Origin of the sequence: Pseudomonas ulcerans (assembly GCF_036324125.1) — a bacterium.
Lineage (GTDB): Bacteria > Pseudomonadota > Gammaproteobacteria > Pseudomonadales > Pseudomonadaceae > Aquipseudomonas > Aquipseudomonas ulcerans.
The window spans coordinates 15,307-35,602 of the sequence record NZ_JAZDQN010000057.1 but is presented as its reverse complement, the minus strand read 5'-3'; the positions used below and the strand labels follow the sequence as shown (position 1 = coordinate 35,602).

16 protein-coding genes and 2 pseudogenes are annotated in these 20,296 nt (G+C 65.8%); 5 read left to right on the top strand and 13 right to left on the bottom strand.

What is annotated here, in order from left to right:
* Positions 1–103: 103 nt before the first annotated feature.
* Positions 104–1,300 (bottom strand): aminotransferase class V-fold PLP-dependent enzyme, encoded by a 1,197-nt coding sequence (locus tag V0R59_RS29085; protein ID WP_330077962.1) that lies wholly within the window; start codon positions 1,298–1,300, stop codon positions 104–106.
* Positions 1,301–1,316: 16 nt separating this feature from the next.
* Positions 1,317–1,547, bottom strand: coding sequence for a DUF3820 family protein (locus tag V0R59_RS29080; protein ID WP_330077961.1), 231 nt, complete (start codon positions 1,545–1,547; stop codon positions 1,317–1,319).
* 210 nt (positions 1,548–1,757) lie between these two features.
* On the opposite strand from V0R59_RS29080, the gene V0R59_RS29075 reads away from it, so the two are divergent.
* Positions 1,758–2,228: a ferritin-like domain-containing protein gene (locus V0R59_RS29075; protein WP_330077960.1), complete on the top strand. Its 471-nt coding sequence runs from the start codon at positions 1,758–1,760 to the stop codon at positions 2,226–2,228.
* Between the two features lie 75 nt (positions 2,229–2,303).
* Here the strand turns inward: V0R59_RS29075 and V0R59_RS29070 are convergent, their stop codons facing one another.
* The 7 genes from V0R59_RS29070 to V0R59_RS29040 all read right to left on the bottom strand — a co-directional run bounded on the left by V0R59_RS29070 (position 2,304) and on the right by V0R59_RS29040 (position 12,481).
* Complete coding sequence (locus tag V0R59_RS29070) at positions 2,304–3,818, bottom strand: sensor domain-containing diguanylate cyclase (RefSeq protein WP_330077959.1); 1,515 nt, start codon at positions 3,816–3,818, stop codon at positions 2,304–2,306.
* Positions 3,819–4,127: 309 nt separating this feature from the next.
* Entirely contained in the window at positions 4,128–5,414 is a 1,287-nt protein-coding gene (locus V0R59_RS29065) for an OprD family porin (RefSeq protein ID WP_330077958.1), read from the bottom strand.
* Between the two features lie 256 nt (positions 5,415–5,670).
* Positions 5,671–5,895, bottom strand: coding sequence for a hypothetical protein (locus V0R59_RS29060; RefSeq protein WP_330077957.1), 225 nt, complete (start codon positions 5,893–5,895; stop codon positions 5,671–5,673).
* Positions 5,896–6,157: 262 nt separating this feature from the next.
* Complete coding sequence (locus V0R59_RS29055) at positions 6,158–7,540, bottom strand: heavy metal sensor histidine kinase (RefSeq protein WP_330077956.1); 1,383 nt, start codon at positions 7,538–7,540, stop codon at positions 6,158–6,160.
* A complete protein-coding gene (locus tag V0R59_RS29050; protein WP_330077955.1) occupies positions 7,515–8,189 on the bottom strand; it encodes a heavy metal response regulator transcription factor in 675 nt (224 codons plus the stop codon). Before V0R59_RS29050 ends, V0R59_RS29055 begins: the two co-directional genes overlap by 26 nt.
* Before the next feature lie 9 nt (positions 8,190–8,198).
* A complete protein-coding gene (locus tag V0R59_RS29045; RefSeq protein ID WP_330077954.1) occupies positions 8,199–11,315 on the bottom strand; it encodes a multidrug efflux RND transporter permease subunit in 3,117 nt (1,038 codons plus the stop codon).
* Complete coding sequence (locus tag V0R59_RS29040) at positions 11,312–12,481, bottom strand: efflux RND transporter periplasmic adaptor subunit (RefSeq protein WP_330077953.1); 1,170 nt, start codon at positions 12,479–12,481, stop codon at positions 11,312–11,314. The genes V0R59_RS29045 and V0R59_RS29040 overlap by 4 nt, the downstream gene beginning before the upstream one ends.
* A 229-nt stretch (positions 12,482–12,710) precedes the next feature.
* Here V0R59_RS29040 and V0R59_RS32100 point away from each other — a divergent pair.
* Together V0R59_RS32100 and V0R59_RS32095 are read left to right on the top strand one after the other, a co-directional pair.
* Positions 12,711–12,992: pseudogene (locus V0R59_RS32100) on the top strand (PAS domain-containing protein); the annotation flags it as partial.
* A 309-nt stretch (positions 12,993–13,301) separates the two neighbouring features.
* Positions 13,302–14,294 (top strand): annotated as a pseudogene (locus V0R59_RS32095) (methyl-accepting chemotaxis protein); the annotation flags it as partial.
* 9 nt (positions 14,295–14,303) lie between these two features.
* On the opposite strand, the gene V0R59_RS29030 reads toward V0R59_RS32095, so the two are convergent.
* The 4 genes from V0R59_RS29030 to norR all read right to left on the bottom strand — a co-directional run bounded on the left by V0R59_RS29030 (position 14,304) and on the right by norR (position 18,008).
* A complete protein-coding gene (locus tag V0R59_RS29030; RefSeq protein ID WP_330077951.1) occupies positions 14,304–15,074 on the bottom strand; it encodes a YkgJ family cysteine cluster protein in 771 nt (256 codons plus the stop codon).
* The gene (locus V0R59_RS29025) at positions 15,053–15,355 is read right to left on the bottom strand and encodes a hypothetical protein (RefSeq protein ID WP_330077950.1); all 303 of its coding nucleotides are present in this window, start codon (positions 15,353–15,355) and stop codon (positions 15,053–15,055) included. The genes V0R59_RS29030 and V0R59_RS29025 overlap by 22 nt, the downstream gene beginning before the upstream one ends.
* A 145-nt stretch (positions 15,356–15,500) precedes the next feature.
* Positions 15,501–16,400, bottom strand: a complete 900-nt coding sequence (locus V0R59_RS29020; RefSeq protein WP_330077949.1) for a chemotaxis protein — start codon at positions 16,398–16,400, stop codon at positions 15,501–15,503.
* 81 nt (positions 16,401–16,481) lie between these two features.
* A complete protein-coding gene (gene norR, locus V0R59_RS29015) occupies positions 16,482–18,008 on the bottom strand; it encodes a nitric oxide reductase transcriptional regulator NorR (protein ID WP_330077948.1) in 1,527 nt (508 codons plus the stop codon).
* Between the two features lie 159 nt (positions 18,009–18,167).
* On the opposite strand from norR, the gene hmpA reads away from it, so the two are divergent.
* Both hmpA and V0R59_RS29005 read left to right on the top strand, forming a co-directional pair.
* Positions 18,168–19,349: an NO-inducible flavohemoprotein gene (hmpA, locus tag V0R59_RS29010; protein WP_330077947.1), complete on the top strand. Its 1,182-nt coding sequence runs from the start codon at positions 18,168–18,170 to the stop codon at positions 19,347–19,349.
* A 295-nt stretch (positions 19,350–19,644) separates the two neighbouring features.
* Positions 19,645–20,151: a disulfide bond formation protein B gene (locus V0R59_RS29005; RefSeq protein WP_330077946.1), complete on the top strand. Its 507-nt coding sequence runs from the start codon at positions 19,645–19,647 to the stop codon at positions 20,149–20,151.
* The last annotated feature ends 145 nt before the right edge of the window (positions 20,152–20,296 follow it).

Here is a 20,296-nt window from a genome sequence, read left to right as displayed (position 1 = left end):
CGGGCCGGTCATGGCCCACCCGGGCCTTTGTGGGCGGGGCCCCCCCCGATTTTGGGGTGGTCACCCAATTAAGCAACGGGGGTGAACCCCCGCTCCCACAAAATCAGGCTAGTTGCTGCAACGCCGTTACCAGCAAACCGATCTCTTCAGGAGTCGTCACGAACCCCGGTGTCACCCGGATGCACGGCCCGCACGCCGAGCCATCCCGGGCCACGGTGAACAGGTTGAACTCCTCTAGGAGCCTGCGCGCCATCGCCACCTGGTCCGGGTGCCGGGTAAAGCGCAACGAGGTGATCCCGCAGTACAGCCGCGGATCATCCGGCGTCAGCACCTCGATCCCGGCGATCTCCCGCGCAGGCTTCACCCACAGGTCGCGCAGGTAATTCAAGCGCGCGCCCTTCAACACTGACCCACCCATCGCCCGGTGCTCCTCGATCACCGTGGGCAAGGTCAGCCAGGCCGGGATGTTCGGCGTGCCATAGGGCGCTCGCGAGCGGATGTCGCCCTGTGGATAACGGACCTCGCCCATGTCCGCGTCTACCGCGTCGAGCTTGTCCGGGGCGATGTAGATAACCCCCAGGCTCAACGGTGCGCCGATCCACTTCTGCAGGTTGAACCCCGCCAGGCCGATGCCGAGTTTTTCCAGGTCGCAGTCGATCTGGCCCAGGGCGTGGGCGCCGTCGAGCACCACTTCCACGCCATGCTCGCGGGCACAACGGGCGATGTCCTGCACCGGCATCACCAGCCCGGTGCGGTGGTTGACCCAAGTGAGCGCCATCAGGCGAATGCGCGGGTTGCGCACGAAGGCGTCGCGGTAGCTGTCCACGATGTTCTCGTAGGTCGCCGGGTGCGGCAGGCTCAGCGTCACCAGCTTCAGTCCGCGGGTACGTGCCAGCCAGCCCATGGCGTTCTGCACGCTGTCGTATTCCAGGTCGCTGACCAGCAACTCGTCGCCCGCCTGCAGGCGGTTGTAGTTGCGCAGGATCGACTGCAGCGCGCCGGAGGCACTGTGGGTGATGGCCACGGTTTGCGGCGCCACGCCGATCAGCCCGGCCACCGCATCACGCACCTCGACGCTGCCGACCTGCTCGAAGTGCTGGCGTACCGGCAGCGAGTTCAGGCGGTTGATGGCATCGATATGCTGGTGATAGGCGTTGGTGACGGCCCGGGTCATGCGCCCGAAGTAGCCATGTTCCAGGTTGACCGGGCCCGGTTCGACGTCGTACTGCGCGGCGATGCGCCGCCAGTAGCCCTCGTCGCGGGCCAGGAGGGAGGTCTGGGACGAAGGCAACTGAGTCATGCGGGTTCTCGCTTTTTCAGGGACGGGGGCGGGGATGCTTCTTGCGCAGCGGTTCGAGCAGGTCCGACAGGCCGTTGTGGTCGACCTCGTGCATCAAGGCCAGCAGGCTGCCCAGTTCGCCCTTGGGGAAGCCCTGGCGGGCGAACCATTTGAGGTAGTGGCCGGGCAGGTCGGCGATCAGGCGGCCCTTGTACTTGCCGTAAGGCATTTCACGGGTGACCAGTAAAACGAGGGCTTCGGGATTCATGGAGTACGCGGTGGGAAAAGGCTGACGATTGCCGAGGACGATACAGGCAATCTGCATGAAGGCCAAAGGACAGTTCATGCAGAAAGCGAGCATACAGATTTCAGTGTTTTTTATAACTATCTGATAAATATGGATATTTTAGTTCTGTTCAAGCTGGCACGAAGCCTGCGATGAGTCATGCAACTTCCCTCATGCAAAAGGAGCTGTGTCATGACCGATACCAACAAAGAAGTCATTTCCGTACTCAATGACCTGATCGAATTCAGCAAGGATGGCGAAAAGGGCTTCGCCACCTGCGCCGAAGACGTCAAGCGCGCCGACCTGAAATCCTATTTCCTGCAACGCTCCGGCGACTGCGCCGGCGCGGCGGCAGAGCTGCAGCAGCATGTGCGCAGCCTGGGCGGTGATCCGGAAACCTCCACCAGCCTGAGTGGCGACCTGCATCGTCGCTGGGTGGACCTGAAGGCGATGGTCACCGGCAAGGACGACGAAGCGGTGCTCAACGAAGCCGAGCGCGGCGAGGACCACGCGCTGAAGGCGTACAAGGAAGCGCTGGAGAAACTGGCGAAGATCGCACCGGCTTCGGCGTCCTACACCCTGGTGGAACGCCAGTACCACGGCGTGCAGCGCAACCATGACCAGGTGAAGGTGCTGCGCAACAGCGCTCGCGCTCAGTCCTGACGCCTGAGGCCGCCCTGCGGCCCTTGGCGAGTTGAAATGCAAGCGGGCCGCCATGCGGCCCGCTTGCATTTCAGGTCAGGCAGGCTGCGGCGCCTCGACCCGGTTGCGGCCATCGCGCTTGGCCCGGTACAGCGCCTCGTCGGCCCGCGCCATCAGGTCGCTCAGGCTCTGCGCACTGCCCGGTTCATAGACCCCTATGCCGACACTCACGCTCACCGGCCGCTCGTCGCCGCCATACGGCGGCAGCGCCTCGACCCCCTGGCGAATCCGCTCGGCCAGGGTCAGGGCGCCGGGTAGATCGGTATCCGGCAGCACCGCGACGAACTCCTCGCCGCCATAGCGCGCCGCCAGATCGGTGGGGCGCAGCAGGCTGTCGCCGATGGCATCGGCCACCTGGCGCAGGGCCTGGTCGCCGCCCTGATGGCCGTGGCGTTCGTTGAAGCCGCGGAAGTGGTCGACATCGATCATCAACACCGCGATCGGCCGCTGGGTGCGCTGGGCCCGCGCCCATTCGCGGCGCAGCACCTGGTCCAGCTGGCGGCGGTTGGGCAGGCCGGTGAGGCTGTCGGTGGCCGCGAGCTCCGCCAGGCTGCGTTCGGCGCTGTGGCGGCGTTGTAGTTCGCGGCCGAGCATCAGGGTCAGCCAAAGGATGCCGACGCACAGCACCGCAGTGGCCGCGCTGACCAGGATCGCCGTGCGCTTCCAGGCGCGGTAGACCTCGTCTACCGACTGTGTCACCACGAGCACCAGCGGCAGCTTTTCCACGCGGGCAAAGGTGTAAAGGCGCAGTTGCCCGTCATGTCCGGACGCGGCGGTGAAGCTGCCGCTGCCTTCGGCCAGCAGGCGCTGGAAGTTGGGGCGGTTGGCGAAGCTGGCACCGATCTGCTCGTTGCTCCTGGCACTGGTACCGGTGGCGTTGCGGGCCAGCAACAGGCCGTCGCTGTTCATCAGGTTGATGCTGCTGTCGTGGCCGACATCGAGGCGCTTGAACATGTCGTTGAAGTGCGAAAGCCGCAAGGCGCCACCGGCGACCCCGGCGAAGTTGCCGTCGGCATCGTCTATTCGCCGGCTGAAACTGATGCACCAGTCCAGGTCGCCCAGACGGGCCTTGAAGGGCGGGCTGATGACCATGCCCAGGGCCGGGTTGCGCTTGTGTTCCTGGAAGATCGCGTTGTCGGCGAAATTGGCGGTGCGCGGCGTGGTGCTGGCGGAGTCGGCGACCACGTTGCCGTCGCGGTCGAGCCAGAGGATGTCGCCGCGCACCGGGCTGCTGAAAGCCTGGTTGAACAGCACCTGCTGGCGCATATGGGCCGGGATGCCCAGCAGCTCCGGGTGTTGCACGGCCCAGATCAGGCTTTGCAGGGACAGGTCGTAGAGCTCGACATTGCGGATGATGTCGGTCTCGATGAGCTTGACGATATTGCGCGCCGATCGCACCGCCGTCTGTTCCACGTTCATCCGCTCGCGCATCAGCAGGAAGGTGACGATGGAAATGATCGCCGCCACGGCGAGGCAGCTGCCCAGGTTGAGGATCAGCTCCGGGTGTCTCCGGTACAGGCCGGAGCGCGGGGGCGGGGTGGACGCGTTCATGATCGCGATGTGCCTGGGCGTCGGCTGGGCCGGGAAACGGATGAAACCGTCCGCCGGCGACAGGTTGGACTGTTCCGGGAGCGGTGCGGGTCGTGGAATTCCAGTATCACGCCGCGCGCGTAGGGGCCCGTGCGGCGGCGGGTATTTTAGGTGGGGGGGGATTGTAGGACAAGATGTGTCTGCGCGGGGACGGATGTGCGGTAGGTCGCGATTGGTGTCCGGCTTGCTGGCCAATCGCCGGCAAGCCGGCTCCCACAAGGTCTGCGGTGATCACGATCCTTGTGGGGGCTGGCGCTGCGGATTACGCGATCAGAACACGTTCACCGGATACTCGACGATCACCCGGTACTCATCCACGTCCTTGTCCACCGCCGAATAGCCCTGGCTACCCCGATGCGCCGCCCAGCGCAGGCGTACGGTCAGGTCCTTGAGCTGGGTTTCCTGGAAGGTATAGGCCAGGTCGAAGTCACGCTCCCAGTGCCGGGCGTTCTTGCCGTCCTCGCTGTACCAGTTGCCATACCCGGTGCTGGCCGGGTCGACCTTGGTCAGGTCCAGCTCACCCCGCGAATAGGACACCGCCGTGGTCAGCCCCGGCACGCCGACACCGGCGAAGTCGTAGGCGTACTTGAGCTTCCACGAGCGTTCGTTGGGGCCGTTGAAGTCCGAGTAGATCTGCGAGTTGTCCAGGTAGACGCTGTCGCCCTGGTTGATGTAGTCGAACGGGGTGTTGCCATTGACCCGCTGGTACACCGCGGTCACCGAGTGGAAACCGACATTCACCGCGAAGTGCAGGCTGTAGGTGTTGTTGTCGATGTGCCCGAGCAGGCGGTCGCCGGTGTCCTGGGTGTGGTAGTAGTGCAGGCCCGGGTTGAGGCTGACCAGGTCGTTCAGTTGCCAGGTGTAGTCGAGGTCGAAGTAGTACTGGTTCCAGATGTCCTTCAGCTCGGCGGCGTACAGGTTGCTGCTCAGGCCCTCGATCGGCGTCCAGGCGGCGCCGGCCCAGTTCAGGTGACGGCTTTCGCGCTCGTCCGGCAGGCTGCCGTAGAAGGTGTCGATGCGGCGATGGCCGCTCTGGTTGTAAGGCTTGGTGAAGCTGGCCTGGCCGCCTTCGAGCACCAGGTTATCGAAGCTGGTGTTGGTCAGGCTCACGCCGCGGAAGGTCTGCGGCAGCATGCGGCTTTCGCCGCCGGCGATCACCGGGTTGGTCAGGAACAGGTCGCCGGCGCGCAGCACGGTATCGAAGGCGCGGACCTTGACCGAAGCTCCGGCGCTGGAGAAGTCGTCCGGAGCCTTGCCGTAGTCGTAGCCCTCCTTGCCCGGGCTGTTGATCGGCAGGATGCTGGAGCCGGCCGTGCCGCCACCGCCGTCCAGCTTCAGGCCGAGCATGGCATAGGCGTCGAGGCCGAAGCCGACGGTGCCCTGGGTGAAGCCCGATTCGAACGTGCCGATGAAGCCCTGGCCCCATTCGCGGTTGTCACGCACGCCGGGCAGCAACTGGTTGCGGTTCAGGTAGTAGTTGCGCGCGAGCACATCGAGGTGGGCGCCTTCGACGAAACCTTCGGCGGATTCTTCCTCAGCCTGGGCATGCAGGGGCATCGTTGCAGCCAGCGCAAGAAATAACGGGGTAAAACGTGGGGTCTTGATCACCTTGGTGAACTCCTTTTAGGTGGTTTTGGCGGCAGTTCTTATTCTGGGTGCGGGTATTTTTCTTATAGGGATCCGGCCGTGTTCCGGTACTTTTCACCAGGCAAAAAAAAGCCGCTGACAGGCAGCGGCTTTCAATGACAGACGCACCGGGGCAAAAGTCACCAGGGCGAAAGTCGAGGGAAAAACAGAAGGGCGGTGCTGACGATCAGCTGTCGCTGGCGTCATTCAGGCTTGCCTTGGATGCGGTCTGCTCCGAGCCTTTGACGGCGTCTTGCTGCTGCTTGGCGAAGGCCTCGCGGGACTGCTCCATGGCAGCCTGGTGGCGGGCGGTCTGGGCCACGAAGGCCTGGGACTCTTCGGCCATCGCCAGGGGCGAAAGCAGTACGGAGGACAGAACGAAAACGCTGGCAATACCCATGCTATTGGACATTTGGAACAACCTTCCTGCGAGGCAGGTATCTGTTTGGTGTGTCCAAATTAATCGTTAGCAAACGAACGAAAAAGCCGGTTTTGCGAGATTGACTGTTGCTGTTTTTGTAACGGTCTTCTGAAAGGCTGAGGCTAGAGCATTTCGAGAGGAAATCGCGGACCCTGTGGGAGCGGGTTTACCGGAACGCCGGACCGCCGCGATTGCAATGGTGAATTCACTACCGCAATCGCGGGTGAACCCGCTCCCACAGGGTCCGCCGCGCTTAGACCGGCAAGAGGATGCCAAAGGTATTGGCGCCGGCCTGGCTGCGCACGAACACGCTGCCACCATGCATCAGCGCAATCGCCTTGACGATGGCCAGCCCCAGCCCATGATTGCTGCCACCGCTGTTGCTGCGCGCGGCATCGACCCGATAGAAACGCTCGAACAACCTTGCCAGGTGCTCGTCGGCGATGGCCGGGCCGGGGTTGCTGACGGCGATGCGCACCTGGCCGTCCTGGCGCTCGATGCTGACCCGGATCACCTGTTGCGGCCCGGTATGCTGCACCGCGTTGTTGATCAGGTTGATCAGCGCGCGGCGCAGGTGGGCCTTCTCGATCCGTGCCTGGGCGTCGCCGCTGACCTCGACCCGCACCTGAGCGTCTTCGAGGATGTAGTCGAGGTAGTCGAGGGTGGTCGCCACTTCCTCGGCCAGCGAGGTGCTGATCAGTGCCGTGGCCTTGCTGCCCTGGTCGGCGCTGGCGAGAAAGAGCATGTCGTTGACGATGCTGCGCAGGCGCTCCAGCTCTTCCAGGTTGGATTGCAACACCTCGAAGTAGTGTTCGGCGCTGCGTCCGCGGGTCAGGGCGACCTGGGTCTGGCCGATCAGGTTGGTCAGCGGCGAGCGTAGTTCGTGGGCGACGTCGGCGTTGAAGGCTTCCAGCCGCGAGTAGGCCTGGTCCACCCTCTCCAGCGCGGCGTTGAAGGCCTGGGCGAACTGCTCCAGCTCCGGCGGCAACGCCGATACCCGCAGGCGCCCGCTGAGGCGCGGCGGCGCCAGTTGCTGGGCTTCGTCGGAGAGCTGGTGCAGGGGCCGCAGGCCTATCCGCGCCACCCAGTAGCCGAGCACCGAGGCCAGCAGGATGCCGACCACCGACAGGCTGACCAGAGCGATCAGCAGGGTGCGCTGGGCATTCCAGAAACTGTCGGTGTCGATGCCGATCAGGAAGCGCAGGGGCGGGCGTTCTTCCAGCGCCGGCAGTTCGCTGAGCATGATCTTGAACGGGTAGGGGCTGTCTGCCAGGTACACGTCGCGCATGCCCGGCCGGCCTTCGGCGAGGTGGCGGATGACCGCGTCGGGATGGCCGTACTCGTAGCGGCTGTCGCCGCTCACCACCCAGAAGCGGATGCGGCGGTCTTCCTCGCCGAGCAGGTCGAGCTTGCGGGTGATCTTGCCCCAGTGGTCCTGATTGCCGAAGCGCATCAGCGACGACTCCAGCACGCTGTAGCGCGCCTCCAGTTCCGCCGAGGGCAGCAGGTCGAGGCTGCGGTCGACCTGCTTGTACAAGGCCCAGCCGATCAGCAGGAACACCAGCAGCGCCACCAGGGTGAACAGGGCGCTGAGACGCAGGGCCAGGGAATTACTGCGCACGGTTTTCGAGGACATAGCCCATGCCCCGGATGGTGTGCAGCAATTTGCTTTCGAACGGCCCGTCGAGCTTGGCCCGCAGGCGCTTGATCGCCACTTCGACGACGTTCGCGTCGCTGTCGAAATTGATGTCCCAGACCAGCTCGGCAATGGCGGTCTTGGAGAGGATCTCGCCCTGGCGCCGGGCCAGGACGCTGAGCAGGGAGAACTCCTTGGCGGTCAGGTCGAGGCGCTGGCCGGCGCGGCTGGCCTTGCGGCTGATCAGGTCGACCCAGAGGTCGGCGACCTGGATCTGCACCGGCTCGTGGCCGCCGCTGCGGCGGGTCAGGGCTTGCAGGCGGGCGACCAGTTCGAGGAAGGAAAAGGGTTTGCCGAGGTAGTCGTCGGCGCCTTCGCGCAGGCCGTGGATGCGGTCTTCGACGCGCTCGCGAGCGGTTAGCATGATCACCGGGGTCTGCTTGCGCGCGCGCAGGGCACGCAGCACGCCGTAGCCGTCCAGGCCGGGGAGCATGACGTCGAGGACGATCACCGAGTAGTCGCCTTCCAGCGCCAGGTGCAGGCCCTCGATGCCGTCCCGCGCCAGGTCCACGGTGAAACCCTGCTCGGTCAGGCCGCGGTGCAGGTAGTCGGCGGTTTTTTCTTCGTCTTCGATAATCAGCACGCGCATGGTCGGCTCTCAGTTCGCGATTGGCCGGGGCGCCGGGGCAGCGCGCTGGCGCCGGTGGAACAGGCGCTCCAGGGCCAAGTATATGACCGGGGTGGTGAACAGTGTCAGGGCCTGGCTGACCAGCAGCCCGCCCACCACGGCGATGCCCAGCGGCTGGCGCAGTTCGGCGCCGGCGCCCGCGCCGAGCATCAGCGGCACGGCGCCGAGCAGGGCGGCGAGGGTGGTCATGATGATCGGCCGGAAGCGGGTCAGGCAGGCCTTGTGGATCGCTTCCTCGGCGCTCATGCCGTGGTTGCGCTGGGCGTCCAGAGCAAAGTCGATGAGCAGGATGCCGTTCTTCTTGACGATGCCGATCAACAGCACCACGCCGATCAGGCCCATGATGGTGAAGTCCTGGCCCCACAGCCAGAGCAGGGCCAGGGCGCCGAGGCCGGCAGGGGGCAGGGTGGAGATGATGGTCAGCGGGTGGACGAAGCTCTCATAGAGCACGCCGAGGATGATGTACACCGCCACCAGCGCGGCGAGGATCAGCCACGGCTGGCTCGACAGCGAGCTCTGGAAGGCCTGCGCCGCACCCTGGAAGGTGCCGCTGATGGAGGCCGGCATGCCCAGTTCGCGCTGGGTCCGTTCGAGGATGCTCACCGCGTCGCCCAAGGCCACGCCAGGCGCCAGGTTGAACGACAGGTTGGCGGCGGGGAACAGGCCGTCGTGGGCGATGGACAGCGGACCGGTGCTCGGCGCCTCGACCCTGGCCACTGCGGCCAGCGGCACCATTTCGCCGGTCAGCGGCGAGCGCAGGTAGAAGTAGTTGAGGCTTTCGGCGCGGCCACGCTGGCGGGCGTCGAGTTCGAGGATGACCTTGTACTGGTTGGTCTCGGTCTGGAATTCGCTGATCTGGCGCTGGCCGAAGGCGTCGTACAGGGCCTGGTCGACATCGGTGGTGGTCAGGCCGAAGCGCGCGGCGGCCTGGCGGTCGATCTCGATGCGGGTGACACTGGCGCCCAGTTGCAGGTCGTTGGACAGGTCGCGGAACGCCGGGTTGGCCTTGAGTCGTTCGGTCAGGCGTTCGGTCCACAGGTTCAGCGCCGGGCCGTCGTTGCTCTTCAGCACATATTGATACTGGCTGCGGCTCGGCCCGGAACTGAGGTTGATGTCCTGGCCGGCGCGCAGGTACAGGACCACGCCGGGGACCTTGGCCAGCTTCGGCCGCAGGCGGTCGATGAACTCGCTGGCGGAAACGTCGCGATCACCACGGTCCTTGAGCGAGATCCAGAAGCGGCCGTTGGCGATGGTCTGGTTGCTGCCGGTGACCCCCACCGAATGGGAGAAGGCGCGCACCGCCGGGTCGGCCTCGATGATCGCGGCCAGGGCCTGGTGCTTGGCGACCATGTCCGGATAGGACACATCGGCCGCCGCCTCGCTGGTGCCGAGGACGAAGCCGGTGTCCTGCACCGGGAAGAAGCCCTTGGGGATCAGTACGTAGCCGACCACCGCCAGGGCGGTGCTGAGGAAGAACACCCCGAGCATCAGGCGCTGGTGGGCCAGGGCCTTGTCCAGGGCGCGCTCGTACCAGCCCAGCAGGCGCTCGCCGAAGCCGGGTTTCTTCTCCTTGTCATGGGCCGGGGCATTCATGAACAGGGCGCAGAGGGTCGGCGCCAGGGTCAGCGACACCACCACGGAAATGAGGATGGTCGAGGTGGCGGTCAGGGCGAACTCCTTGAACAGCCGGCCGACCACGCCGCCCATGAACAGCAGCGGGATAAAGGCAGCCACCAGGGAGAAACTGATGGAGACCACGGTGAAGCCGATCTCCTGGGCGCCCTTGAGCGCGGCCTGGCGACGGCTGTCGCCGGCTTCGAGATGGCGGTGGATGTTCTCCACCACGACGATGGCGTCGTCCACCACGAAGCCGACGGCGATGACGATGGCCACCAGGGTCAGGTTGTTCAGGCTGAAGCCCATCACGTACATCAGGGCGAAGCTGGCCACCAGCGACACGCCGAGCACCGCCGAGACGATCAGCGTCGCCGAAAGTTGGCGCAGGAACAGCGCCATCACCGCGATCACCAGCAGCACGGCGATGGCCAGGGTCAGTTCCACTTCATGCAGGGAGGCGCGGATGGTCTGGGTGCGGTCCTGCAGCACCGAGACGTTGACCGTGGCCGGAAGCATCTCTTCCAGGCGCGGCAGCTCGGCATTGACCCGGTCCACGGTGTCGACGATGTTTGCCCCCGGCTGGCGGAAGATCACCAGGTTGAGGCCCTGCTGGTCGCCGGACCAGGCCTTGACGTAGGCGTTCTCCGATCCGCTGATGACCTTGGCCACGTCCTTGAGCTGCACCGGCGCGCCGTCGCGGTAGGACACGATCAGCTGTGCGTACTGCTCGGGATGGAACAGCTGGTCGTTGGTGGCCAGGGTCGACACGCTGCTGTCGCCGTACAGCGCGCCCTTGGCCAGGTTGAGGCTGGTCTGCTGGATCGCCAGGCGCAGGTCGGCGAGGGTCAGGCCGATGGCGGCGAGCTTGTCCGGCTGGGCCTGGACACGGATCGCCGGGCGTTGCTGGCCGGTGATGTTGACCAGGCCCACACCGTCGATCTGGCTCAGCTGGCGGGCCAGCAGGGTTTCCGCGTAGTCGCTGAGTTCGTTGGCCGGCATGTGTTCGGAGCTGACGGTGAGGATCAGCACCGGGCTGTCGGCCGGGTTGACCTTGCGCCAGGTCGGCGGGCTGGGCATGTCCTGGGGCAGGCGCGCGGTGGCGGTGTTGATCGCCGCCTGGACTTCCTGGGCGGCGGTGTCGATGTTCTTGTCGAGGGTGAACTGCAGGATCAGGCTGGTGGAGCCCAGGGCGCTGCTGGAGGTCATCTGGGTCATGCCAGGGATGGCGCTGAACTGCACTTCCAGCGGCGTCGCCACCGACGAGGCCATGGTTTCAGGGCTGGCCCCGGGCAGGTTGGCGGTGACCTGGATGGTCGGGAAGTCGGCTTCCGGCAGCGGTGCCACCGGCAGGCGCGGAAAGGCGACGACGCCGAGCAGGACCAGCGCGAAGGTCAGCAGCAGGGTGGCGACGGGGCGGTCGATGCACCAGCCGAACAGGCTCTTGCGGCCATCGGGCAGGGCGGCGTTCATGGCTGCACGCTCGCGGCGACGTCTTCAGCCGTGGCCGGCGCGGCGTCGAGGATTTCCACTTTGGCCCCTGGCTTGAGCCGTGACTGGCCGTCGGCGACCAGGCGGTCGTTGGCCTCGACGCCGCTGATCACGTTCACCTTGCTGTCCTGGTAGATCACCTTGACCGGCACGGCCTCGGCCTTGTCCCCGGCGATGCGGTAGACGAAGTGCTTGTCGACGCCCTGGCGCACTACGCCGGGCGGTACCACCAAGGCATTGCGCTCGACGCCGGTCTGCACCCGCAGGGTCACCAGTTGCCCGGGCCACAGGCGCGCGTCCGGGTTGGCGAAGGTGGCCTTGGCCCGCAGGGTGCCGGTGCCGGCGGCGATCTGGTTGTCGATCAGGCTCAGGCGGCCTTCGCCTAGCAGCTTGCCGCCGGTGTCGCCGTCGCCTTCCAGATAAGCCTGGATCGGCGCCGCTTCGCTGCTGGCGGTGAGCTGTTGCAGGGTCGGCAGCCATTGCTGCGGTACCGAGAACTCCACGTTGATCGGGTCGAGGCGGGTCACGCTGAACAGGCCCTGGGTGTCGGTGCTGCGCACCAGGTTGCCTTCGTCGACATTGCGGATGCCGACCCGGCCGCTCACCGGCGAGAGGATCCGGGTGTAGGAAAGCTGGACTTCGGCGGCGGCGATATTCGCCTGGTTGCCGAGCAGGGTCGCCTTGAGCTGGTTGACCAGGGCCTGTTGCTGGTCGAGGGTCTGCCGCGAGATGCCGTTGTCCTCGCTGAGCAGGCGATAGCGCTTGAGGTCGGTTTCCGCCACCTGCAACTGCGCCTGGCTCTGCCCGAGCTGGGCGCGGGCCTGGTCGAGGCTGGCGCGGATGGCGCGGTCGTCGAGGGTGGCGAGCAGGTCGCCTTTCTGCACGGTCTGGCCTTCCTGTACGGCGATGCGGGTCAGCACGCCTTCCACCTGCGGGCGGATCACCACGCTGTGCAGGGATTGCACGGTACCGATGGCGCTGAGAAAGCGCGGCACATCCTCGCGCTGCACGGCGATCACGCTGACCGGTACGGCGCTCGACGCGGCGGGGCGGGCGGCTTGCGGGCGCTGGCCGACGAACCAGGTGGCTACGGCGAGGAGGACAAGGGCGAGCAGGACAAGCAGCGTTCGGGGGCTGGAGATTCGCATGCGTCAGGAGTGCCGGCAGAAAGGAGGAAGGGCTTGTATCACTTATAGAGGACAGACACGGTCAGCAGCGTGACGGCTACCTGTCACGGCTGTCAGGTGGCTTTAGCACCGATCAAGGGTGCTGGCAATAGGCCTTTATGCTGCTCTGGGTCAAGGTTGGATCCAAGGGGCGAACGTAGTATCTGCGCCCTGCTTTCTACCCCCCACCCCGAACGACGAGCGCCTCTCGATGAAGAGCAACCTGCCTGTTACCGGTCGAAATGTGGATTACCCCGTGGATGCGAACATCCTTTCCACCACGGACCTGACGAGTGCCATCACCTACGCCAACGACGAGTTCATCAAGGTCAGCGGGTTTTCCCGGGATGAACTGATCGGCAGCGCACACCATATCGTGCGTCACCCGGACATGCCGTCGGCGGCCTTCGAGCACATGTGGCAGACCCTGAAGAAGGGCCGCTCGTGGATGGGACTGGTGAAGAACCGCTGCAAGAACGGCGACCACTACTGGGTCAGCGCCTTCGTTTCGCCGATTACCAGCCACGGCCAGACCGTGGAGTACCAGTCGGTGCGGACCAAGCCGACGCGGGCTCAGGTCGAGGCCGCCGAGCGCCTGTACGCCGACCTGCGCAGCGGCAAGCAGACCTTGGGCACGCGCCTGCCACGCCTGGGCATGGGCGCGCGCCTGAGCCTGGGGCTGGGCGGCCTGCTGGCCGTCGTACTGGGTGGCAGCCGCTGGCTCCTGCCGGAAATCCCGTTCCAGGGGGCGCTGGAGTGGCTGGTGTTCGCCGGGTTCGGCACGTTGCTGGTGCGCCAGGTCCTGGGTCCGCTTGAGCAACTTGGCCGCCGTGCCCGCGATATCGCCGACAACCCCCTGAGCCAGCAGCTGTACACCGGTCGCGGCGATACCGTGGGGCAGATCGAGTTTGCCCTGCAGATGCTCGAAGCGCAGATCGGCGCGGTGGTCGGACGTATCGGCGACACCTCCAAGCGCCTTGCCGGACACACCGCCGACCTCGCCAGCCACCTGCAGCACAGCCACACCACCACGGTGGGCCAGCAGGGCGACGCCGACCAGGTCGCCGACGCCATCCACCGCATGGCCGCGCGGGTCGCCGAAGTCGCCAGTAGCGCCCAGCAGGCCTCGAAGGCGGCGGACCAGGCGGAAGGCGAGACCCAGGTCGGCCATCAACTGGTGGACCAGAGCCGCAGCACCATCCTGCAACTGGCCAACGCCCTGGCCCAGGCCACCGAGGTGGTGCATACCCTGGAAAACCACAGCGAGGAGATTTCCGGTGTGCTGGAGGTTATCCACAGCATCGCCGAGCAGACCAACCTGCTGGCCCTCAATGCAGCGATCGAGGCTGCCCGGGCCGGCGACCACGGACGTGGCTTCGCGGTGGTGGCGGATGAGGTACGTGGCCTGGCCCAGCGCACGGCGCAGTCGACCGGCGAGATCCAGCGCATGATCACCGTGCTGCAGAGCGGCGCGCGGGACGCGGTGGTGGCGATGCAGCAGAGCAGCGATCACGCCGGGCAGAGCGTCGAGCAGGCACAGCACGCGACCCAGGCGCTGCACGGCATCAGCCAGCGGGTCAACCAGATCAGCGAGATGAGCATGCAGATCGCTGCGGCGGTGGAGCAGCAGAGCCTGGTCAGCGAGGACATCAACCGCAATATCATCAGCATCCGCGAGGCCAGCGAGCAGAGCGTCAGCGCCGGCCAGCGCGGTCATTCCACCGCCAGCGACGTGGCCGGCCTTGCCGAAGACCTGCGCCGCCTGGCCGAAGAGTTCTGGTGCCGGCGCCAATAGCGCGCCGGATCAGAACCCGATGAAACTGTAGTGCCCGGCGCTCGTGCCGGTGACCCTGGCCCCTGCCGAGCCCAGCTTTCCGGCAAGGTCGCCATCCTCCACATGAAGAACCCACGCGGCGAGCTTCGCCGAAGGATCGGCAGCCGTGTCCAGCATGGCCTGTCGCAGCGCCGTCGTGTCCGGCAGGTACGCCGTGAAGCCATTGCCCTTCAGGGCGCTGGTGTCGATGCCCAGGCGCTGGCAGATCAGGGCCTTGTCGCGGATATCGTCGCGGTCGGCCTGGCGTGAGCGTTCGATCATCTCCATCAGTTGCGGATCCACCACGTGCTCGCGATGGATCAGCGCGTCACCGTGGCCCCAGGCTTCCGGCGGGCAGTCCTTGGCTTCCGGGCGCAGCGGGATATGCGGGTTGATCTCCATCGGATAGATGCGGCACACCAGCGGACGCCGCTCGTAGATCATGCAGCGCAGCTCGGCGTCGAGGTTGCGGCACGGGCCCGGGTTGAAGGCGGCGAAGGTAATGGCGACGAAGGCTTCGGTACTGCCGCAGGGCACCGCGCAGGAGCGGCGGCGGGCGTGTTCCTGCTGGGCGGCGGGCAAGCCCAGGCCGTTGCCGAGGAAAGCCTCGACCAGGACGATGACCTGGCCGCCGTCGTCGACCCACTGGCGGGCTTCCCCCAGGGTCAGCGGCACATGGTGGCCGGTGCAGCACTTGCCGCAGCCGGTGCAGTTGAAGTGGATCGTCTCGGCGGTGCTGTTCACGGTTTGCCCGGGGTCCATTCAGTGACGTAGGCGGTCTTCTGGCGGCGGTCGTAGAGGCACAGCTCGCTGCCCTTGCGGTTGTTCATGTGCTTTTGCGGGTAGCGGCCTTGCAGGAGCAGGGCGGAGTAGCCGCTGCGGTCGTCGAATTCGGCGCTCTTGCCCAGGGCGCGGACGTCCTTGAGCTGGCTGGCGGCGGTGCAGGCCTTGAGCAGTTGCTTGTCGTGCTCGGCCCAGGCCTGGTCGCTGGAGGCGTGGGCGAGGGGGGCGAGCAGGAGCAGGGCGAGGATGGGCGCTTTCATGGGGGAAGTGTCTCCTCTGGAGGCTTGATGCCGGAGTATGCCAGAGGGAGGTGAACCTTGTGGGAGCGGGTTTACCCGCGATTGCGATAATGAATTCACCGACGCAATCGCGGGTGAACCCGCTCCCACAAGGTATGCGTCGCTCTTAGCGCTCGGTAAAGGCCACCGTGCGCGCCGCGACGATCAGGCAGTCGGTCAACTCCGGCGAGGAAAACTTGGTCAACACCGCGTTCGCCCCTGCTGCCTTGGCCTTCTCGCTGTTCATCGCGCTGTCCAGCGAGGTGTGCAGCAGCACATAAAGGTGCTGGAAATCCGGCGTCTCGCGCAGGGTCCGGGTGAAGGCATAGCCATCCATTTCGGACATCTCGATATCCGAGACCACCACGTCGATCTCCTGGTCCGTGCCCTGCAACTCCAGCAACACGCCGATGGCTTCCTTGGCACTGCGCGCCGTATGGCATTCCAGGCCGAGGCTGCGCAGTGTGTAGATCGACTGCTGCAACGCCACCTGGCTGTCATCCACCACCAGTATGTTGGTCGCCTTGAGGATGGTCGCATCCTCGTCGCTGAGCTGCGCCGGGGAGTCGTCGTGGTGGACCGGGGCGATGGTGTGGATGACCTTCTCGATATCCAGCACCTGCACCAGCGTGTCATCGATGCGGGTCACGCCGGTGATGAAGGACTTGTCCCCCGAGCCATAGGGTGGCGGCCGGATGTCGGTGCTCAGGCAGTGGACGATCCGGCTCACCGCCTGGACATGCAGGCCCTGCTTGGAGCGGCTGATGTCGGTGACGATCAGGCAGCCGCCGTTGGGGTCGGCCAGCGGTCGCTCGCCGATGGCGCGGGACAGGTCGATCACCGGCAGCGAATGGCCACGCAGGGTCGCCACGCCTTTGACGTGAGGATGGGCCTCGGGCAGGCGGGTCAGGGGCGGGCAGGCAATGATCTCGCTGACCTTGAGCAGGTTGATCGCCATCAGCTTGCCGCTGCGCAGGGTGAACAGCAGCAGCGACAGCGAGTCCGCGCGGGCTTTTTGCGAGAACATAGAAACCTTCGTGTTGATGAATTTCGTGGGCTGGTGCCGGGTTATCGACCCGACGGCTCAGCGCTTTAGCATATCCGTAAATCAGCGCAGGCCAAGCCGGCGTGCCAGACGCGCCAGGTTGGCCCGGTCCAGGCCCAGCTCGCGGGCGGCGCTGGCCCAGTTGTGCTGGTGACGTTCCAGGCATTGGCCGATCAGTTGGCGCTGGTAATGATCGAGCGCCTGGCGCAGGTCGCCGCCGGTGTCCGCCACGGCAGGCGCGGCAGGGATGACCGGCGCCTGGCTGGCGACGCCCGGCAGGTCCAGGTCGCTGCCGTCGAGGGTGAGAATCCGCGGGCGGTCCTGATGCTGTCCGAGGGCCTTGAGCGCCGAGCGACCGATCAGGTGCTCCAGTTCCCGCACATTGCCCGGCCAGTTGTAGGCCAGCAGCGCGGCCTGCGCCTCGGCGCTCAGGCGCAGGCTGTTGAGTCCCATGCGCGAGCGGTTCTGTTCGAGGAAGTAGCCGGCCAGCAGCAGCACGTCGCGGCCACGCTCGCGCAGGGCCGGTACGGGCAGCGGGTAGACGCTGAGACGGTGATAGAAGTCGGCGCGGTAGCGGCCGGCCCGGACTTCCTCGGCCAGGTCGCGGTTGGTGGCGGCAATCAGGCGCACATCGACGCGGTGCTCCTGGTCCGAGCCGAGGCGCTGCAGTTGGCCGCTCTGCAACACCCGCAGCAGCTTGGCCTGGACCATCAGCGACAGCTCGCCCACCTCATCGAGGAATAGCGTGCCGCCGTTGGCCAGCTCGAACTTGCCGCGGCGCTCGCCTACCGCGCCGGTGAAGGCGCCACGGACATGGCCGAACAGCTCGCTTTCCACCAGGGTGTCGGGCAGGGCCGCGCAGTTGAGGCTGATCAGCGGCTTGTCGGCCCGCGCCGAGGCCTGGTGGATGGCCTGGGCCACCAGCTCCTTGCCGACCCCGGTTTCCCCGGTGACCAGCACGGTCAGGTCGCTGCCGCCGACCAGGCGGATTTCCTCCAGCAGGCGTTTGTGCGCCTTGCTCTGGCCGATCAGTTCCTTCTGCTGCTGGTCGCTGGCCTGGCGGTAGACCTCGGCGCGCAGGGTCAGGCCTTCGATGCGCTGGGCCACGTTGACCGTGGCGGCGGCGAGGCTGGCGAAGGCTTGCAGGGAATCCAGCTCGACCTGCTGGAAGCTGCCCGGGGTCAGCGCGTCGAGGGTGATCAGGCCCCAGGGGCGCTCGTCGACGAACAGCGGGCAGCCCATGCAGTCGTGGACTTCCAGGTGCTGGTGCAGGCCCTCCACCAGGCCGTCGTAGGGATCGGGCAGTTCGCTGTCGCTGGCAAAGCGGGTCGGCTCGTTGCGGCTGAGCAGGGCGGCGAAGCGCGGGTGCTCGCTGACCCGGAAGCGCCGACCCAGGGTGTCGGCGCTGAGCCCGTCCACCGCCAGCGGCACCAGCCACTCGCCGTCCAGGCGCAGCAACGCGGCGGCGTCGCAGGGCAGCAGGGCGCGCATGGCCTCCAGCAGGCGCCGGTAGCGTTCGCGTTCGGGCAGCTCGCGGGACAGGTCGCTGACCAGGGGCAGCAGGGCGGTGAGCAGGGACTTTGCGGTCATAATGACTCCTATTGGTCTTTATGACTCTACCAGCATATGGGTCAAATTGACTCTCATGGCTTTCAACTGCCTGATTTCATTGGGCTTAATGGTTGGCACGGATTCTGAAAAGACCTTCGTAGTGTTTAACCAGAAGCCCATAGGCTCAGGAGTCGTTTCATGTTGACCGCCGAAGACCGTGCAATCATCAAGGCCACCGTTCCGCTGCTGGAAAGCGGTGGTGAAGCCCTGACCACCCATTTCTACAAGATGATGCTCAGCGAGTACCCCGAGGTGCGCCCGCTGTTCAACCAGGCCCACCAGGCCAGTGGCGACCAGCCGCGCGCCCTGGCCAACGGCGTGCTGATGTATGCCCGGCACATCGACCAACTGGAGCAACTTGGCGGCCTGGTGGGGCAGATCGTCAACAAGCATGTGGCCTTGCAGATCCTGCCGGAGCATTACCCGATCGTCGGTAGCTGCCTGCTGCGCGCCATCGAGGAAGTGCTCGGCAGCGAGATCGCCACCTCTGAAGTGCTCAAGGCCTGGGGCGCGGCGTACCAGCAACTGGCCGATATCCTAATCGGCGCCGAGGAAGGCATGTACCAGGCCAAGGAGCAGGCCAACGGCGGCTGGCGCGGTGCGCGGGCCTTCACCCTGGTGGAGCGGGTGGAGGAGAGCGCGGAGATCCTGTCCTTCTACTTTGCCCCGGTGGATGGCAAGCCGGTGCTGGTGGCCGAGCCGGGCCAGTACATCGGCCTGCAACTGGTGATCGATGGCGTCGAGCAGCGCCGCAACTACTCGCTGTCGACCCTGGGCGATGGCCGCCTGTACCGCATCAGCGTCAAGCGCGAGGCCGAGGGCAAGGTCTCCAACTATCTGCATGACCAGCTCAAGGTCGGCGACAGCATCAACCTGTTCCCGCCGGCGGGCGACTTCACCCTGACGGCCAGCGACAAGCCGCTGGTGCTGATCAGCGGCGGCGTCGGCATCACGCCGACCCTGGCGATGCTCGATGCGGCGCTGGACAGTGGGCGGCAGATCCACTTCATCCACTGCGCGCGCAACGGCGCGGTGCATGCTTTCCGCGAGCACGTGGATGCCCTGGCGGCGCGCAATCCGCAACTGAAGCGCTTCTATTGCTATGACATGGATGACGGCGTGAGCCTGCCGGGGGATGCCCTGGGGCAATTGAGCCAGGAACAGCTGGACCAATGGCTGCCGCAGGAGCGTGACCTGGACGCCTACTTCCTCGGGCCCAAGGGCTTCATGGCGGCGATCAAGCGCCACCTGAAGGCGCTGCGGGTGCCGGAAGGGCAGAGCCGCTACGAGTTCTTCGGGCCGGCTGCCGCCTTGGAGTAACCCTCGCCAGTAGGACCATCACCGACCTTGTGGGAGCGGGTTCACCCGCGATTGCGATAGTGAATTCACCGATGCAATCGCGGGTAAACCCGCTCCCACAGGGTTTTGCGTCGTCTCTTGCATCATTAATCTCTCTTTAATCTCCCTCCGCTTCACTTCCTCTCCGCGCCTGCCCCTTTTCACGCGGACTTCACTTCTGTTTCATGGTCTGCCTGTAGACTTTCGGCCGGCGCACGGTCATCTTGTGCGCCCCGCGAATGTCGCGCGGCCGAACCACTGAGTGAAGGGAATGCCAATGAACGAGCAATCGCAGCGCCTGAATCGCGAACGGCGCTTCCTGGTCCTTTTGGGTGTCATCTGCCTGGCGCTGATCGGCGGCGCCCTGTACATGCAGATCGTCCTCGGCGAGGCGCCTTGCCCGCTGTGCATCCTGCAACGCTATGCCTTGCTGCTGATCGCCCTGTTCGCCTTCATCGGCGCGGCCATGCCCGGCAAGCGCAGCCTGACCCTGTTCGAGGCGCTGGTGGTGCTCAGTGCCCTGGGCGGCGTCGCGGCGGCCGGCAACCACGTCTATATCCTGGCCAATCCGTCCGTCAGTTGCGGCATCGATACCCTGCAACCGATCGTCGACGGACTTCCGCTGGCCTCGGTCTTGCCGCTGGTGTTCCAGGTCGACGGTTTCTGCTCCACGCCATACCCACCTGTATTGGGACTTTCCCTTGCACAGTGGGCACTTGTAGCATTCGTCCTGACCGCCGTGCTGGTGCCGCTGGGCATCTGGCGCAACCGTCGCCAGGGTTAGACAAAAGTCCTGTTTTGACGCAAGTCCCTTGTGCGGCGAAATTTCCCACAATGCCCACAGGGCGATTGACTTGCGTCAACCCAAAGCCCTTGTGGTACGGGCGTTTCAGAGCTATTGGGGTGGGTGCGACAAACTGTCGCGAAAC

What these genes read in the sequence shown, in the direction of transcription:
- V0R59_RS29070 (WP_330077959.1), bottom strand. Translation starts at nt 3,818, where the DNA reads ATGAACGCGTCCACCCCGCCCCCGCGCTCCGGCCTGTACCGGAGACAC.
- V0R59_RS29080 (WP_330077961.1), bottom strand. Translation starts at nt 1,547, where the DNA reads ATGAATCCCGAAGCCCTCGTTTTACTGGTCACCCGTGAAATGCCTTAC.
- V0R59_RS29005 (WP_330077946.1), top strand. Translation starts at nt 19,645, where the DNA reads ATGAACGAGCAATCGCAGCGCCTGAATCGCGAACGGCGCTTCCTGGTC.
- V0R59_RS29030 (WP_330077951.1), bottom strand. Translation starts at nt 15,074, where the DNA reads ATGGACCCCGGGCAAACCGTGAACAGCACCGCCGAGACGATCCACTTC.
- V0R59_RS29040 (WP_330077953.1), bottom strand. Translation starts at nt 12,481, where the DNA reads ATGCGAATCTCCAGCCCCCGAACGCTGCTTGTCCTGCTCGCCCTTGTC.
- V0R59_RS29045 (WP_330077954.1), bottom strand. Translation starts at nt 11,315, where the DNA reads ATGAACGCCGCCCTGCCCGATGGCCGCAAGAGCCTGTTCGGCTGGTGC.
- V0R59_RS29025 (WP_330077950.1), bottom strand. Translation starts at nt 15,355, where the DNA reads ATGAAAGCGCCCATCCTCGCCCTGCTCCTGCTCGCCCCCCTCGCCCAC.
- V0R59_RS29085 (WP_330077962.1), bottom strand. Translation starts at nt 1,300, where the DNA reads ATGACTCAGTTGCCTTCGTCCCAGACCTCCCTCCTGGCCCGCGACGAG.
- V0R59_RS29060 (WP_330077957.1), bottom strand. Translation starts at nt 5,895, where the DNA reads ATGTCCAATAGCATGGGTATTGCCAGCGTTTTCGTTCTGTCCTCCGTA.
- hmpA (WP_330077947.1), top strand. Translation starts at nt 18,168, where the DNA reads ATGTTGACCGCCGAAGACCGTGCAATCATCAAGGCCACCGTTCCGCTG.
- V0R59_RS29020 (WP_330077949.1), bottom strand. Translation starts at nt 16,400, where the DNA reads ATGTTCTCGCAAAAAGCCCGCGCGGACTCGCTGTCGCTGCTGCTGTTC.
- V0R59_RS29055 (WP_330077956.1), bottom strand. Translation starts at nt 7,540, where the DNA reads ATGTCCTCGAAAACCGTGCGCAGTAATTCCCTGGCCCTGCGTCTCAGC.
- V0R59_RS29065 (WP_330077958.1), bottom strand. Translation starts at nt 5,414, where the DNA reads ATGCCCCTGCATGCCCAGGCTGAGGAAGAATCCGCCGAAGGTTTCGTC.
- V0R59_RS29075 (WP_330077960.1), top strand. Translation starts at nt 1,758, where the DNA reads ATGACCGATACCAACAAAGAAGTCATTTCCGTACTCAATGACCTGATC.
- norR (WP_330077948.1), bottom strand. Translation starts at nt 18,008, where the DNA reads ATGACCGCAAAGTCCCTGCTCACCGCCCTGCTGCCCCTGGTCAGCGAC.
- V0R59_RS29050 (WP_330077955.1), bottom strand. Translation starts at nt 8,189, where the DNA reads ATGCGCGTGCTGATTATCGAAGACGAAGAAAAAACCGCCGACTACCTG.